Source organism: Hyphomonas beringensis, assembly GCF_000682755.1.
Lineage (GTDB): Bacteria > Pseudomonadota > Alphaproteobacteria > Caulobacterales > Hyphomonadaceae > Hyphomonas > Hyphomonas beringensis.
In genome coordinates this window covers 15,973-31,434 of the sequence record NZ_AWFF01000013.1, presented here as the reverse complement: position 1 = coordinate 31,434, position 15,462 = coordinate 15,973, and the positions used below count along the sequence as shown (strand labels likewise).

The window sequence follows — 15,462 nt, the reverse complement described above, 5'->3', positions numbered from 1 at the left end:
CCTATTTGGACTTTTTCGCCGGTGGTTTCTTGCCAAGCCCGATTTGCTTGGCGTGCTTCGATCTGAGCTTTGCGTAGTTCGGAGCAACCATCGGATAGTCCGCCGGCAAGTTCCATCTTGCGCGATATTCATCCGGGGTCATGTCAAAGCGTGACCTCAGATATCGTTTAAGCATTTTCAGCTTCCGTCCATCTTCCAGACAGATCAGAAAATCCGGCGTGATGGATTTGGAGACGGGGACGGCGGGCTCCAGTGACTCGGCCTGCGGTGCGGCCGTTTCCGACAGGGTCGTGCAGGTTTCATACACCTTCCGGATCAGCTCCGGCAGCTGCTCAGCCTCCAATGTATTGTTTGCCACATAGGAGGAAACAATCCGGCTAGTCATGGTCAGAAAATCTGTTTGCTGTGTTTCACTCATGCGTTCCCCAAGAATCCAGCACGTAAAAGAATTTAGTTTTACTGATTATCGCCACCTAATCTCTGAAATATCATATTTCTTCAAGTATTTGCATCAAATAGTTGAAGATGTCTCTGAGCTAAGCAAAAGCGATATGTTATTGTGCTGCTAAGGCGCTGTGATGGTTGCAGCTTGGCCCGCCTGAGCGTAAACACCGCGGGAACCCAGCAGGAGATTCGCCTATGGCAGATACAGCGCAACCGGCCCGGTTTGATACCACGGCTTTCTTCAGCCAGTCCCTGGAAGATCGTGACCCGGAACTCTTCGAAGCGATCAAGAAGGAACGCACGCGCCAGCAGCAGCAGATTGAGCTGATTGCGTCCGAGAACATCGTGTCCAATGCGGTGCTTGAGGCTCAGGGGACGATCCTGACCAACAAGTATGCCGAAGGCTATCCGGGCAAGCGCTATTATGGCGGGTGCGAGTTTGTCGACATTGCCGAAGAGCTGGCCATTGAGCGCGCGAAAAAGCTGTTCAATTGCGACTTTGCCAATGTTCAGCCGAACTCAGGCAGCCAGGCAAACCAGGGTGTCTTCAATGCCGTGCTGAAGCCGGGTGATACCATTCTGGGCATGAGCCTGGATGCCGGTGGCCACCTGACCCATGGCGCGCGTCCGAACCAGTCCGGAAAATGGTTCAACGCCGTACAATACGGTGTTAGCCGCGAAGACGACCGGATCGACTTTGTAGAGGTTGAGCGTCTGGCCAAGGCACACCGCCCGCAGCTGATCATCGCCGGTGGCTCTGCCTATCCGCGTGAGATTGACTTCAAACGCTTTCGTGAAATCGCGGATGAAGTGGACGCGCTGTTCATGGTGGACATGGCGCACTTTGCTGGCCTCGTTGCCGGTGGCGCCCATCCGAACCCGCTCGAGCATGCGCACATTGCGACCACGACCACGCACAAGACGCTGCGCGGCCCACGTGGCGGCATGATCCTGACCAATGACGAGGCGTTGGCCAAGAAAATCAACTCTGCGATCTTCCCAGGCATTCAGGGTGGTCCGCTGATGCATGTGATCGCTGCGAAAGCTGTCGCGTTCGGCGAAGCGCTGACACCTGAATTCAAACAATACGCGTCGCAAGTTGTCGCAAATGCGCGGGCCATGGCCGCAGCCTGTAAGGCAAGCGGTCTGGATGTCGTCTCTGGCGGTACCGACACGCACGTTGCGTTGATTGATTTGCGTCCGAAAAATGTGACCGGCCGTGACGCTGAGCACGCTCTGGAGCGTGCCTATATCACTTGTAACAAGAATGGCGTGCCGTTCGACCCGCAGAAGCCAACCATCACCAGCGGGATTCGCGTTGGCTCTCCGGCCGGTACGACACGCGGTTTCGGCGAAGACGAGTTCACCCAGATCGGTAACTGGATCGGCGAGATTGTTGACGCAGTTGCAGGCGGCGACAGCGCCGCGACCGAAGACAAGGTACGTGAGGAAGTCAAAGCTCTCACAGCGGCGTTCCCGATCTATAACGGACTGGGGGGCTGATAGACCTTGCGCTGCCCGTTCTGCGGTTCCGAGAACACATCGGTGAAGGACAGCCGCTCGGCTGAAGACAACACCGCTGTGCGCCGCAGACGGGTGTGCGAAGCTTGCGGAGCCCGCTTCACGACATTCGAACGCGTTCAGCTGCGCGAGATCACCGTGGTCAAGCGCGATGGGAAGCGCGTGCCGTTCGACCGGGAGCGGCTCGCAAAGTCGATCACCATTGCCTTGCGCAAGCGCCCGGTGGACCGGGAGCAGATCGACCAGATGGTCTCCGGCATCGTTCGGAAGCTGGAAAGTGCGGGCGAAACGGAAGTGTCTTCGAATGATGTTGGCGAGTTCGCCATGGAAGCACTGCGCATGGTCGACCCGGTCGGCTATGTGCGTTTTGCCAGCGTCTACAAGGATTTCCGCGATCCCAATGATTTCGCGCATTTCATCGAGAAAACCTCCCTCGACTTTGACGAGGAAGGTAACGAGGAATGAGTGGGGTGAAGGTCACCCTGAAGATTGCGACGTCTCTGGATTCCCGCATTGCCTTGGCTGATGGCACCAGCCAGTGGATTACCTCCAGCGGTTCTCGCGCCAAGGCACATGAATTGCGGGCTGCGCATGATGCTGTACTGGTAGGCATCGGGACAGTTCTGGCAGACGATCCGCTGCTGACGGCGCGCACGGTGCCGCTGCCTAAAACCCAGCCTGTCCGTATCATTGCCGACTCTCATGGTCGCACGCCGCGCAATTCGCGTCTGGTGCAATCCATTTCAAGCGGCCGCGTTGTCGTCGCCACGAATGGCCAGCCGCAGGATATTCTGGCGGCGAGCGGTGTTGATATCTGGCGTTGCGGTAAAGGCATCCGTGTTGACGTCAAAGAACTTGTCCGCCGCGCAGAGGCCGAAGGCATTACATCTATCCTGCTGGAAGGCGGCGGTACGCTGGCGGCCAGCTTCATTCGCGCAGACCTTGTACATGAAATCGCCTGGTTCCGCGCACCAATCCTGATTGGCGGGGACGGCCTGCCAGCGCTCGGCTCTCTTGGCCTGTCCGACCTTGGCGCAGCGTCACGGTGGCGCGCTGTCGCAACGGAACGGATTGGGGATGACGTCTTCGATACCTATGTACGGGCCTGAGCAGGTTTTTGAGGGCAACAAAAGATGTTCACAGGACTCGTCACTGACGTCGGCCGCGTACGCAAGGCCGAAGATCGCAACGGTTTGCGCCGGTTTGAGGTCGAGAGCGGCTATCCGCTGGAAGACATCGCCATGGGTGCGTCCATCATGCATTCTGGCGTTTGCCTGACCGTCGTCGATATGGGCGAGGCTGAGCGCGGCGCATGGTTCGCCGTTGAGGCTGTGCCGGAGACACTTTCCAAGACAGTGCTTGGCGATTGGGAAGAGGGCGCTCGCGTCAATCTTGAGCAAAGCCTGAAGCTGGGAGACGAATTGGGCGGGCATTTTGTGTTTGGCCATGTCGACGGCGTGGGCGAAGTGGTTTCAATTGAGCCGGAGGGCCAGAGCTACCGCCTGACGATCCGCCCGCCTGAAGAGATTGCTCGATACTTTGCGACGAAGGGCTCCGCAGCAGTGAATGGCGTGTCGCTGACTGTCGCAGCCGCATTGCCGAATGGCGATTTTCAACTGGCCATTATCCCGCACACCTGGGAGGTCACCACACTCAGCGATCTGCAGCCCGGCTCCAGGGTCAATCTTGAGATTGATATGCTGGCGCGCTACGTGGCGCGGATGATTGGCGCAGACGCGCCGGAAGGGCGATAGGCACCAGATTATGTCGAGCGAATTTCACGACGCAATTTCCTCTATTGATGAAATCATCGAGGATGCCCGCAATGGCCGGATGTTCATCCTGGTCGATGCGGAAGACCGGGAGAATGAGGGCGACCTGATCATCCCTGCCAATTTCGCGACGCCGGAGCATGTGAACTTCATGGCGCGTCATGGCCGGGGCCTGATCTGTCTGGCGATGACGCAGGAGCGTGCCCACACGCTGAATCTGGACATGATGACCCGTAACAACCGGGAAAGCATGGGCACCGCCTTCACGGTCTCCATTGAGGCCAAAGAGGGTGTAACGACCGGCATCTCGGCCCATGACCGCGCCCGCACGATTGCCGTGGCGATCGACCCGACCAAGGATCATGACGACATCGTTTCGCCAGGCCACGTTTTCCCGCTGGTGGCGCGCGATGGTGGCACGCTGGTGCGCGCTGGCCATACTGAGGCTGCGGTGGACATCTCCCGCATGGCCGGGCTGTTCCCGGCAGGCGTAATCTGCGAGATCATGAATGAAGATGGCTCCATGGCTCGTCTTCCGGAACTCGTCAGCTTTGCCCAGTTACACAATCTGAAGATCGGCACGATTGCAGACCTGATTGCTTGGCGCCGCCAGAATGATCGCTTCCTGGAGCGGCGCGTGGAAGCCACGCTGACCTCTGCCTTCGGTGAAGGCTTCAAAACGGTCTGCTTCCGCAATGCCCTCGACAATTCCGAGCATATTGCCATCGTCCATGGTGACATCACGCCGGACTCCACGACACTGGTACGTGTCCACCGCACCGATATTCTGGCGGATGTGCTGGGAGAGACGGGCCCGCGTCAGGGGCTGGTCGAGCGGGCGATGCGTATCATTGCCGAGGCGGAGGAGCCGGGCGTTGTCGTTTTCGTCAATACGATGCGCCCGAACATCATTGCCGAGCGTCTGGGCCTGAAAACATCTGCTCCGGTCGATCCGACTGCACCACTGCGTGAGTATGGCGTTGGCGCTCAGATGCTGCGCGAGCTGGGCGTTCGCCGCATGATTTACCTGTCCGATACGCAGCCGACCCGCGTTGCAGGACTTGACGGATACGGCCTGACCATAGAGGGGTGGCGCCGTCTTAATGAGGAGACTGAATAATGGTGGACCGCGTACTCGTCGCCGTTTCTAGATATTACAAACACATCGCTGACGAGCTGGAAGCTGGCGCGCTGGAAGTGCTGGAAAAAGCCGGTGCCAAGATCACCGTCATGGAAGTGCCGGGCGCATTCGAACTGCCAGGCCTGATTGCCATGGCAGCCGACAGCGGCCGCTTTGACGGCGCTATTGCGCTGGGCTGCGTCATTCGCGGCGAGACCACGCACTATGACTATGTCTGCGGTGAGAGCGCGCGGGGCCTGATGGATCTGATCGTGCAGCGCCGTCAGGCCATTGGTTTCGGCATCCTGACAGTCGAGAATGAAGAGCAGGCACTGGCTCGCGCCGACCGCAAGCGCGGCAACAAGGGCGCAGATGCGGCCGAAGCCTGTCTCGCCATGATCAAGTTTCGCAAGGAACTCATTCGGTGAACGAGCAGAATATTCCTTTTGAGGTTACACGGGCGAGGCGGGCAGGTGCACGCCTCGCTGCCGTTCAGGCGCTCTATGAAATGGAGCAGACCGGCAAATCCGCCAAGGCGACCGTGCGGGCCTTCATGGAAGACCGTCTGGGCATCGGCCCGGACGAACAGCCCGTAGAAGAGGCCGATCCGGACCTCTTCAAATCCATTGTGCTGTCTGTGGTCGACCATCAGGCCGCAATTGACCAAGCCATCCTGGCGCGCCTTGCCAAAGGCTGGAAGCTGACCCGTCTGGATGCCACGATGCGCGCCCTTTTGCGTGCCGGTTCGGGGGAGTTCATCGCCCACACCCATCTCAGCAATGCGATCATTCTGGATGAGTATGTCTCTCTGGCGCATGACTTCTTCGAAGAGCAGGAAGCCAAGTTCGCAAACGCCGTGCTCGACAATCTGGCCAAGGATCTGCGCCAATAGCCGGACTGGCCTGGAGCCATCCGGTTTTGCTAGCTGATGCAGTCCTTGCGGATGGAAGCCAGGCTTCCCGGGCATGAGGACGTTTATTCATTTGTATTGGATAGTCTGGTGCCCCCATGCATTGGGGCCCGTTCCCACCCGCGTGGAAAGACAGGAGTGGTGGGGCACTCAGCGCCTTTCCGGACCTGCCGCCGCTTTGCTGGTGCTGCGGCGACAATTACAAGCTAAGGCGACTTGACCCCCAATGGATTGGGGGCTCCGTATCCAGTGGCATTGTTACTGAAACCAGGGGGAGAGGCTGGATCTATTCCCCCTCATTCGCCCAGCTGCGGATCTCTTCCACGAAGGGCTCAGGTTCTTCCATGGCGGCAAAGTGCCCTCCGCGCGACATGTCTGTCCAGCGTGTGAGATTGTAGGCGCGTTCGATCCAGCTGCGTGGGGCGGGTGTATAGACGGACTCTCCAGGGAAACTGGCAAAAGCGGTCGGCGTTTCGCAACGTGTATCCTCCGGCAGCACGTTGGCGCCTTCCTGCATGAAGCCATTATAGAACCAGACACTGGTCGCGATGGCGTCATTCACCAGATAGATCATCACATTGGTGATCAACTGGTCCTTGGTATAGGTATCCAGCAGGCCCCCATCCGAGAGGTCTGACCAGCCATGAAACTTTTCGATGATCCAGGCTGCCGTGCCGACGGGACTGTCCATCAGGGCCATGGCGAGCGTTTGCGGTTTAGTGGTTTGCTCCATGAAATAGGCGCCTTCACTTTGCATCGCTTCCCGCATGCGGGTGAGCCATGCGGCCTCTTCATCGTTTTGCGGTGTCGCAGGAGAGGGGCGGAAGCCAATCATGTTCAGATGGATCGCCTTGCAGCCGCCTTTGCCCTCTGACGCGCCGTGGTTCATACCCAGCCATGAGGTGACCATCGCGCCCCAGTCTCCGCCTTGCGCGAGATAGGTGTCATATTTCAGCACCTCCCTCATCAATTTGTCCCACAGGGCCGCCGTCGCGCGTGGCCCGATGGGGGATTTGGGCTTACCCGAGAAACCATAGCCGGGCAGCGAGGGGATAATCACATCGAACGCGTCTTCCTTGCGTCCGCCATATTTGGACGGAAAGGCCAGGGGGCCGATACATTCCCAGAATTCAAATACGGAGCCAGGCCAGCCATGGGTGATCAGAAGGGGACGCTGGCCGCCAGCTTCTCCAACGACGTGAACATAGTGGATGTCGATGTCGTCCACCTTGGCCTTATAATTGGCGAAGTGATTCAGCTTCTCTTCGGCTTTGCGCCAGTCATAACCGGCTATCCAGTAGCGTTGGATGTCCTTCATCACGCTGGTGGACATGCCATAGGCAAAGCCCTGCTCATTGGCCGGGGCGGGGAACCACTCATAGTCCTTAACGCGCGCCATAATGGCGTCGAGCTTCTCCTGTGGCACCTCTATGCGGAACGGCTGAGCTTTAGACATGGGTGTCCCTCCCTAAGACAAGGATCATCTTAGGGGGCCTGCCGCCGGGCCATGCAAGTTAAATCGAGAAACTGGTTCCGCAGCCACACGCCGCTGTGGCGTTGGGGTTGTTGATCTTGAAGGCTGCGCCAATCAGCTCCGTCGTGAAGTCGATCTCGGAGCCTGCGAGGAATTCCATGCTCATCTCGTCGATCAGCACTTTCGCGCCGTCGCGTTCGATGACCCGATCATCTTCCTTGGCGGCCGTGTCAAAGTCGAACTTGTAGGAGAAGCCGGAACAGCCGCCTCCTTCAACTGACACGCGCAGATAGTCTACGCCGTCCTGTTTTGCCAGAATCGCATTAATCCGCTTGGCAGCAGAGGCTGTAAGGGTCACATCAGGGGCCGTCATCGTGCTCATAATCTATAGATAGGGATTCTCCGGCCAATGGAAAAGAGAGCAGTGTATGCAACGCGGCATGAAGACAGCCGGGGCAGGTATTATGACGAGGCCCCGTCAGCCACGCGCACGCCTTTCCAGCGCGACCGCGACCGGGTCATCCACTCTACGGCCTTCCGCCGTCTGAAGCAGAAGACACAGGTTTTTGTGGCGCATGAGGGGGACCATTTCCGCACGCGCCTGACGCATTCTCTGGAAGTCGCACAGATTGCCCGCAGTATCGCCCGCACGCTTGGTCTGGACGAGGATCTCGCTGAGGCACTGGCTCTGGCTCATGATATGGGCCATCCGCCCTTCGGTCATGCCGGTGAGGACCAGCTGGACGAATGCATGGCCGAGTATGAAGGCTTTGACCACAACGCCCAGACCCTACGCATCGTGACAAAGCTGGAGGTGCGCTATCCCAATCATGATGGTCTCAATCTGACCTGGGAATTGCTGGAAGGACTGGTGAAGCATAATGGGCCGGTTGTCGGTCCGGACACGCCTTTCGAGTCATTGCCGGCGGCTTTTCGGGAGTTTCCCTATCTGAAGGATCTGGAGCCGGAACAGTTTGCCGGGCCGGAAGCGCAGGTCGCCGCCCTGTCAGACGATATCGCCTATAACAATCACGACATTGATGACGGCATCGCAGCGGGCCTGTTCACGATTGACGAATTGATGGACCTGCCGATTGTTGGAGATGTTTTCCGGGGTGTCAGGGTCGAATATCCGCACCTGAATGACCGGATGGTTTCCTATGAAGCCGTGCGGCGTCTGATTGGCCTGTGGATCAATGATCTCACCGGCGAAACCATGCGCCGGGTGAAGGAGTACAATCCACAGAGCGCGGCGGCTGTGCGGGCGATGGATGTGCCACTGGTCGCGTTCTCCGAGGAGCTGGAAACGCGCCAACGCGCACTGAGGGCCTTCCTGTATGAGCGTATGTACAAGCACTACAAGGTCAATCGCATGCGCAGCAAAGCCAAGCGTATGCTCAAGGATCTGTTCGACATCTTCCTGCAGGAGCCGGATACACTGCCATCGCCCTGGCGTATGGATGCCACACAGGCCACCGAGGCCAAGCGGGCCCGTATCGTGTGTGACTATATTGCCGGTATGACGGACGGATTTGCGATGGATGAGTATCGCCGGTTGTATGACCCCGAGGCTCTGCGTTAGTCAGCAGGGTATGATTTACGGGCATTAAGCGCTTCATCACCTGTTCAGGCGGGAAAGCGCAGTTCCATTCAAGCGTCGTTAACGAAACGCCCCGTAATATTAACTCTGTGACAGCATTCTGAAGGGCGATTCCATGGGTCGATATCGGGAAAGCGGGGGTGATTACTCCCCCTTCGAAGACGATTACCGCGGATTTGAAATCCGGGAGGATGATACCGCGCGGGGGCCGCTGATCCTTGCGCTCGCGATTGGCGTTCTCCTCGTCTTTGGCGCGGTGGTGTGGAACACCTATCGTCAGGGCGTGCGGTCCAATGGTGCCGGAATCCCAAGCGTTATTGCAGAAAAGCAGCCTTACAAGCGCGCGCCGGAAGACCGGGGCGGCGTTGCTGTGCCGGACGTCGATAAGCGTTTTTATGATCAGATGGATGCCTCTGACCGCCCCGAAGAAGAGGTGCGCGATTACGCAGATCGTAACCAGGATGAAGAAAGCGGGGAGATGCTTCAGGGTGGCCCGCCAATAGAGCTGCGGCCCGGCCAAGAGCGTGAAATGGATGATTCGGACCCGGAAAATGGAATGCCGAATGCCGTGGCCGACCAGGTTCGCGCCCTTGCGGAACTGGATGATCGTCCAGAAGACCCCCGAGACAGTGTTGAAGTTGCCTCCAATGCGCCAGTCACGCTGCCCGCCACGCGGCAACTGCCGCCTGCACCTGCTGCGCCTACATCGCAATTCGCGTTTACCGATGGCGGCACCTATTTGGTACAGCTGGCAGCATTCCGGTCTCAGGATGCAGCGGAGACGGCCTGGGGCAAGGCGACGACATCCAGACCAGATCTGTATCGCGGAGCCCGCAAGTATGTTCAGCGTGCTGACCTGGGCGCCAAAGGTGTGTTCTACAGGCTGCGTGTCGGCAGCTTTGTTGAGCGGGCCGAGGCGTCTGCATTCTGCGACGCGGTCAAGGCCAGCGGCGATAATTGTATCGTGGTGACCGGATAGTGGCGAAGGCATGCATCCTCAGCGTTTCGGGGCCTGTGCTCACGAAAGATGAGGCCGCGCTATTTGCCGCGCATCAGCCCTGGGGTGTGATCCTGATGGGCCGCTCCTGTGTCTCTCGGGGGCAGGTTCGCCGGCTGGTAGATGATATCTGGAATGCCATGGATCGCCCGTGCCTGATCTTCATAGATCAGGAAGGTGGCCGGGTTGCCCGTCTGAAAGCGCCGGAATGGCCGCTATTCCCGCGCGGGCATGACTATGCAGACCTTTACGCAAAGGACCGTCTGGCGGGGAGAGAGGCTGTATGGCTGGGGCACCGCCTGATTGCGGCGGAACTGTCTGCCATGTCCATTCATGCCGATTGTGCCCCCGTTGTCGACCTGCCTGTACCAGGCGCGCATGACGTTATCGGGGACCGCGCCTTCGGGACTGAGCCTGAGATGGTTGCCGACCTTGCGGGCGCAGCCCTCAAGGGCCTTGCAGATGGCGGCGTAGCGGGGGTCATCAAGCATATACCAGGGCATGGCCGTTCCATGTCTGACAGCCATATGGAGCTGCCCCGCGTTACAGCGGGCGACAATGAATTGGCCAAGGACTTTGATGCCTTTTCCCGCCTTGCCGATGCCCCCATGGCGATGACCGCACACATTGCCTATGACGCATTTGACGCCGGTGTAGCTGCGACTCTGTCAAAAGTGATGATTCAGGACGTGATCCGCAGCCGAATCGGGTTTGATGGATTGTTAATGACGGATGATCTGGGCATGCGGGCGCTGGGCGGAAGCCTGAGAGAGCGGGGCACTGCGGCAATTGCTGCGGGGTGCGACGTGCTGCTTCATTGCTCCGGTTTCCTGAAAGATCCTGACGCGATCCTGGCCGAAATGGCCGAGATCGCGGCGGCATCTCCTGAACTGGAGGGCAAGGCCCTTGAGCGGGCCGTGCGCGCTGAAGCGATGTCTACGCATGAGCAGGAGTTCAATGTTCAGGAAGGCTGGCAGCGCTTTCATGAGTATTTCCCGCAATTGCAGGGGGCTGCATGAGCGCTGATGTGATCTCAATCGATGCCTTGTCTGCTGACGCGCAAGACGCTGAGGCTGGCGATCTCTTCACCGTAGATGTCGGCGGCTATGAAGGGCCGCTTCATCTGCTGCTGGAGCTGGCGCGAAAGCAGAAAGTCGACCTGCTGCACCTTTCCATGCTGTCTCTATCTGAGCAGTATCTCGAATTTATCGAGGATGCCAAAGCCAAGCGAATCGATCTGGCGGCCGACTATCTGCTGATGGCGTCCTGGTTGGCGTTCATGAAGTCCCGCTTGCTTCTGCCGAAGCCTGAAAAGGCCGAAGAGGATGAGCCGAGTGGCGAGGAAATGGCTGCGCGGCTGGCCTTCCGACTCAAGCGGCTGGAAGCAATGCGCGGCGCTGTGAAAGAGCTGGAATCCGGGCCGGTCCTCAATAATGTCATTTTCCTACGCGGTTCTCCGGAGCAGCCTAAAGTTGTCAAGCATACCGAGTTCAACGCGAGCCTTTACGAGCTGACGCAGGCCTTTGGTGCCATCCGCGATCGCCGTGAAAAGGAACGCCCGCACACAATCGAACAGCAGATGGTGCTGCCACTTGAGCTTGCCCGCACCAGCCTGCGCGCCCTACGCCAGCAACTGGAACAGTGGCACAGTCTGGAAGAAATCCGCACGACCATGACGTCTGTGGACCCGGAACTGCCACCGCGTTCCGTAACGGCCAGTGTGTTCTCTGCTGCGCTTGAACTTGTCCGCGATGGGGAAGTTGATGTGCGGCAGGACGAACACTTTGCGCCGCTATACCTGCGCAGTGCAGGGACCAGCCCAGAGGGGGGCAGTAATGCAACCGCTTGAGAAGCTTCAGATGACTGATGAAAATCCGGAAACGGAAAACGATCCGGTAACACAACTTTCGTTCGCCTATCGGCGCTCGGAAGAGGCCCTGCTGAACAATGAGAATGAGGCGCTGGCTGAAGGGGTTCGCCGCGCTGAGGCCATTCTGTTTGCTGCAGGTGAGCCTTTGTCTGCGGATCAGATTGCCGAAATTCTGCCGCACGGCGTTGAGGCGCCTGAAGTTCTAATGGCGCTGCGTGCTCTGTACACCAATCGCGGCGTGAACCTTGTGGAAGTTGCCGGCAAGTGGCGTTTCCAGACGGCGCAGGATCTTTCCTATTTGTTCGTGGAAGAGCGTCAGGTTCAGAAGAAACTGGGCCAGGCCACCATGGAGACTCTGGCCATCATCGCCTATGGCCAGCCCGTGACGCGCGCCGAGATTGAGGCTGTTCGCGGCGTGGCTGTGTCCAAGACGACCATTGATACGCTGCTTGAAAGCGGATGGGTGAAGATCAAGGGCCGCCGCAAGACACCCGGCCAGCCACTTACCTATGGTACGACAGATGCTTTCCTGGAGCATTTCGGACTGGAGAATCTGAACACATTGCCCGGCAAGGCTGATCTGGAAGCCGAGGGCCTGTTGTCCGATGTCATTCCCGATGGGTTCCAGATGCCGGATGAAGAAGCGCTGACCGAAGAAGACACGCTGATCGACGACATGGATGAGAGCCATGAAACCGAATCCTTTGTCACTGATTTCATGGAAGAGGGTGACGAACTGGATGAGGCTGATGGCGAAACGTCCGTCGGGAATGAAGATGAGGTTGAGACGGAAGACGAACTCTCTGCTGATGCCGAGTTGGACGTGGCGTCTGATGAGATCGATGAAGACGAAGGTACGGTCAGTGTTTTCTCATACACGCGCGCACCGGAACGCAGCGATGCCGAGCGTGATGAGTTCGACAGTGCCGACATCAAGAATGCCGTCATCCAGCTGAAATCCCAGACACGCATCCCTGAGCAAAAAATGGATGAATGGGGCGACGACGAATAAATCGCTAAATCTGGCTATCTGGTTCGTACCGGAAACGCCGTTCCTGTTCGAACCGCCCTATGATGTCATCTTCTGATGTGCCCCAGCCCATATTGTGAATGACGAGCGGTTTGCCCATGCGTGTTTTTCTGTCAGAGACGATTCCAATATGGGGCAGTCGGCCATTGTATCGCATCGTATAAAGATCACCGGCTTCCCAACCTGAAGGACTTGCTGGCAAGGGTTTATCCAAGCCTCTACGTTCGAAATAGCGCTCCAGATTTGGGACACGACGGTGGTCAATATTCCGGTCGGGACGGCTGAGCCCCCAATTGGCTGGATATTCAGCGAAGGCGGTCTTCATGTCCTCATGAACAATGGCCTGAAGATCCACATCGAAGGCGTCGCGATAGGCACGAATGATCACATCCGTACAGACCCCTCTGTCGCGGGGTACATCGCCCATCGGATAGGCGAGGCTGGCATAGGCGGGATCGTAGGTGAGTGTGACGCCGATCTGCTGGCGCGCCGCCAAGACAAGTCGTATTGGCCAGGGCAGGCTTTTCTCGCCTAGAACACTGGGCGCCAAAGGCAGGGCAAGGCAGCCAAAAAGAGTTGAGCGGCGTGTCAGCATCAAGCCAGCACGCCACGCAGATTTGTCCGTTTTGCGGCGGAAATCAGAAACCGTGGAACTCTACCACTTCTGAGAGGGGCGCGCGGGTGCTGCGCAATTGATTGACCGGATGTTCAGGGTCAGGCTTGCCCACAGCCATGCCACACCAGACCATTTCCGAAGGCGCGAGCTTGAAATGGTCCTTCAAGGCAGGGCGCAGGACACCCCAACACTCCTGCATGCACGTGCCCCAGCCGCGTTCTTCCGCTAGCAGCGCCAGCGTTTGCAGATACATGCCGGTATGGCCCCACTGGCCGTGGCCCATACGCTCATCAATCACGATGAACAGGGCCAGCGGCGCGCCAAAGAACCGGAAATTGTTGGAGAACCAGGCAATTCGGGCCGCGCGGTCTTCGCGGGGGATTTCCAGTGTCTCGTACATCATCTCACCAACTTGGCGTCGACGGGCCTCGTAGGGGTCCCAGAGATCCTTGGGGTAGATGGGATAGTCTGTCTTTTGGCCGCGCGGATCTGCTGCGAGGATCGGCGCCGCCATGGCAATCACGTCATCCTGGGCCTGACCGGTCACGGCTATTGTTCGCCATGGCTGAAGATTGCCGCCGGATGGGGATCGCTGTGCCTGTTCCAGCCATTCGCGGACTTCCGCTTCAGGCAGGGCATCCGGCAAGTAGGCGCGCGTGGAAATGCGCTGGTCGACAGCCTGAGTGACATCCATGAAAAAACCTCCTGTCATGCTCTGACAGGAGGTTTATCGTCTTGGCGCTGCGTTAGCCAAAGCCTTATTTGCCGTGCAGGATCACTGGCATCCAGGTGTAGCCTTTGACGAAGCCACCAGAGGTGCGGGATGGCTCGTCAAGAACTTCAATATGCTCAAAGCGCTTCATCAGCTCTTCCCACAGGATCTGCAGCTGCAGCTCGCCCAGACGGTTGCCGACGCAGCGGTGAATGCCGAAGCCGAAGGAGAGGTGCCGGCGGGCATTCGAGCGATCAATGATGTAGTCGTTCGGGCGGTCCCAGAATTCCTCATCGCGGTTGCCTGAGACATACCACATGGCGACCTGGTCGCCCTTCTTGATGAGCTTGCCGCCCAGTTCGACATCCTCAACCGCAGTGCGGCGCATGTGGGCGAGTGGGGTCTGCCAGCGGATCGTCTCTGAAACCATGTTTGGAATCAGGGACGGATTTGCCTTCAGCTTTTTGTACTCATCGGGGAAAGAGTTGAGAGCATAGACAGACGCGGTCATCGAGTTCCGGGTCGTATCGTTGCCTCCGACAATTAGCAGGATCACATTGCCGAGCAATTCCATCGGCGTCATGTTCTTGGTCTTCTCGCCATGCGCCAGAAGGCTGATCAGATCATTCTTCAGCGGGATGGCCTGACGTTCCTGGAAGATGCCCATGAAGACGGTGAGGCATGACAGAAGCTCTTGCTTCCACTGCTCTTCACCCCCAGGACAAATGTCAGGATTGTTCATGTTTGTAACAATGTCAGACCAGCGGGTCAGCTCACGGCGGCGCTCCTGCGGGAAGTCGAACAGGGTTGCCAGCATCAAGCCGGTCAGCTCGATGGAAACGCGATCCACCCAGTCAAAGGGTTCGCCAACCGGAAGGCTGTCGAGCACTTTTGCGGTGCGCTCGCGGATCAGCGGCTCGAATTCCTTGAGCATGTTCGGGGCTACGGCCGGTGAAACAGTCTTTCGCTGTTCGGAGTGGCGCGGCTCGTCCATGGCGATGAACATGGGAAGTTCAAAATCCGGTGGTGGGCTGCCGAGCGTGATACCGCCATATTCCCAGCTGGAGGAGAAGCGCTTGTGGTCTGTATCCACGGCCATGATGTCTTCATAGCGGGTGACGGACCAGTATGGGCCGACAAAGGAATCCGGAGTGAAGTGGATCGGGTCTTCTTTACGCAGGCGTGCGAAGCGGTCCCAATATTTCCCTTGGCGCCAGACTTCAGGGTCGACCAGATCCAGCGTTTCCATATCCAGTTCGCTTGCAGGCGGAACTTCCTCACCAAGGCGCAGATAGCCCGGATGAAGGGGCTCGCGCTCCGTGACTTTAGGGCGCTGCAAGGCGGGGTGATCAATTGTTTGGGCCGTATCGGCAGCCATGTCTATTCCTCCGGCAGT

At 58.3% G+C, this 15,462-nt stretch carries 18 protein-coding genes; 12 read left to right on the top strand and 6 right to left on the bottom strand.

The features are described from left to right. Position 1 precedes the first annotated feature (1 nt). On the bottom strand, positions 2-418 hold the full coding sequence (locus tag HY29_RS02155) for a Ros/MucR family transcriptional regulator (RefSeq protein ID WP_034791317.1): 417 nt from the start codon (positions 416-418) through the stop codon (positions 2-4). A 221-nt stretch (positions 419-639) separates the two neighbouring features. Here HY29_RS02155 and glyA point away from each other — a divergent pair, with 221 nt between their 5' ends. The 7 genes from glyA to nusB are packed head-to-tail and all read left to right on the top strand — an operon-like array spanning position 640 to position 5,749. Then, positions 640-1,947 carry a serine hydroxymethyltransferase gene (glyA, locus tag HY29_RS02150; RefSeq protein ID WP_034791314.1) on the top strand — a complete coding sequence of 436 codons (1,308 nt, stop codon included), beginning with the start codon at positions 640-642 and terminating at the stop codon, positions 1,945-1,947. Positions 1,948-1,953: 6 nt separating this feature from the next. Next, the gene (gene nrdR, locus HY29_RS02145) at positions 1,954-2,430 is read left to right on the top strand and encodes a transcriptional regulator NrdR (RefSeq protein ID WP_034791312.1); all 477 of its coding nucleotides are present in this window, start codon (positions 1,954-1,956) and stop codon (positions 2,428-2,430) included. Further along, positions 2,427-3,074 carry a RibD family protein gene (locus HY29_RS02140; RefSeq protein WP_034791310.1) on the top strand — a complete coding sequence of 216 codons (648 nt, stop codon included), beginning with the start codon at positions 2,427-2,429 and terminating at the stop codon, positions 3,072-3,074. The genes nrdR and HY29_RS02140 overlap by 4 nt, the downstream gene beginning before the upstream one ends. A gap of 24 nt (positions 3,075-3,098) precedes the next feature. Continuing rightward, positions 3,099-3,719, top strand: coding sequence for a riboflavin synthase (locus HY29_RS02135; protein ID WP_034791258.1), 621 nt, complete (start codon positions 3,099-3,101; stop codon positions 3,717-3,719). Positions 3,720-3,729: 10 nt separating this feature from the next. Then, positions 3,730-4,857: a 3,4-dihydroxy-2-butanone-4-phosphate synthase gene (ribB, locus tag HY29_RS02130; protein ID WP_034791256.1), complete on the top strand. Its 1,128-nt coding sequence runs from the start codon at positions 3,730-3,732 to the stop codon at positions 4,855-4,857. Further along, positions 4,857-5,285, top strand: coding sequence for a 6,7-dimethyl-8-ribityllumazine synthase (ribH, locus tag HY29_RS02125; RefSeq protein ID WP_034791253.1), 429 nt, complete (start codon positions 4,857-4,859; stop codon positions 5,283-5,285). Before ribB ends, ribH begins: the two co-directional genes overlap by 1 nt. After that, positions 5,282-5,749 carry a transcription antitermination factor NusB gene (nusB, locus tag HY29_RS02120; protein ID WP_051601055.1) on the top strand — a complete coding sequence of 156 codons (468 nt, stop codon included), beginning with the start codon at positions 5,282-5,284 and terminating at the stop codon, positions 5,747-5,749. The genes ribH and nusB overlap by 4 nt, the downstream gene beginning before the upstream one ends. 304 nt (positions 5,750-6,053) lie before the next feature. Here the strand turns inward: nusB and HY29_RS02115 are convergent, their stop codons facing one another. Beyond that, on the bottom strand, positions 6,054-7,223 hold the full coding sequence (locus HY29_RS02115; RefSeq protein WP_034791249.1) for an epoxide hydrolase family protein: 1,170 nt from the start codon (positions 7,221-7,223) through the stop codon (positions 6,054-6,056). Between the two features lie 58 nt (positions 7,224-7,281). After that, entirely contained in the window at positions 7,282-7,623 is a 342-nt protein-coding gene (gene erpA / locus HY29_RS02110; RefSeq protein WP_034791247.1) for an iron-sulfur cluster insertion protein ErpA, read from the bottom strand. A gap of 27 nt (positions 7,624-7,650) precedes the next feature. Here erpA and HY29_RS02105 point away from each other — a divergent pair, with 27 nt between their 5' ends. The 5 genes from HY29_RS02105 (at position 7,651) to scpB (ending at position 12,720) form a co-directional block, all read left to right on the top strand. Further along, positions 7,651-8,823, top strand: coding sequence for a deoxyguanosinetriphosphate triphosphohydrolase (locus HY29_RS02105; RefSeq protein ID WP_034791245.1), 1,173 nt, complete (start codon positions 7,651-7,653; stop codon positions 8,821-8,823). A 133-nt stretch (positions 8,824-8,956) separates the two neighbouring features. After that, complete coding sequence (locus tag HY29_RS02100) at positions 8,957-9,820, top strand: SPOR domain-containing protein (protein WP_034791243.1); 864 nt, start codon at positions 8,957-8,959, stop codon at positions 9,818-9,820. Then, on the top strand, positions 9,820-10,857 hold the full coding sequence (gene nagZ, locus HY29_RS02095) for a beta-N-acetylhexosaminidase (RefSeq protein WP_081811185.1): 1,038 nt from the start codon (positions 9,820-9,822) through the stop codon (positions 10,855-10,857). The genes HY29_RS02100 and nagZ overlap by 1 nt, the downstream gene beginning before the upstream one ends. After that, positions 10,854-11,687: a segregation and condensation protein A gene (locus tag HY29_RS02090; protein ID WP_034791240.1), complete on the top strand. Its 834-nt coding sequence runs from the start codon at positions 10,854-10,856 to the stop codon at positions 11,685-11,687. The genes nagZ and HY29_RS02090 overlap by 4 nt, the downstream gene beginning before the upstream one ends. A gap of 10 nt (positions 11,688-11,697) precedes the next feature. Continuing rightward, on the top strand, positions 11,698-12,720 hold the full coding sequence (gene scpB, locus HY29_RS18765; RefSeq protein WP_241765111.1) for an SMC-Scp complex subunit ScpB: 1,023 nt from the start codon (positions 11,698-11,700) through the stop codon (positions 12,718-12,720). A 4-nt stretch (positions 12,721-12,724) separates the two neighbouring features. Here the strand turns inward: scpB and HY29_RS02080 are convergent, their stop codons facing one another. The 3 genes from HY29_RS02080 to HY29_RS02070 form a co-directional block, all read right to left on the bottom strand. After that, positions 12,725-13,333, bottom strand: a complete 609-nt coding sequence (locus HY29_RS02080; RefSeq protein WP_034791238.1) for a DUF1287 domain-containing protein — start codon at positions 13,331-13,333, stop codon at positions 12,725-12,727. A 43-nt stretch (positions 13,334-13,376) separates the two neighbouring features. Continuing rightward, entirely contained in the window at positions 13,377-14,048 is a 672-nt protein-coding gene (locus tag HY29_RS02075; RefSeq protein ID WP_034791236.1) for a nitroreductase, read from the bottom strand. A gap of 64 nt (positions 14,049-14,112) precedes the next feature. After that, the gene (locus tag HY29_RS02070) at positions 14,113-15,444 is read right to left on the bottom strand and encodes a cytochrome P450 (RefSeq protein ID WP_034791234.1); all 1,332 of its coding nucleotides are present in this window, start codon (positions 15,442-15,444) and stop codon (positions 14,113-14,115) included. Positions 15,445-15,462: the final 18 nt, after the last annotated feature.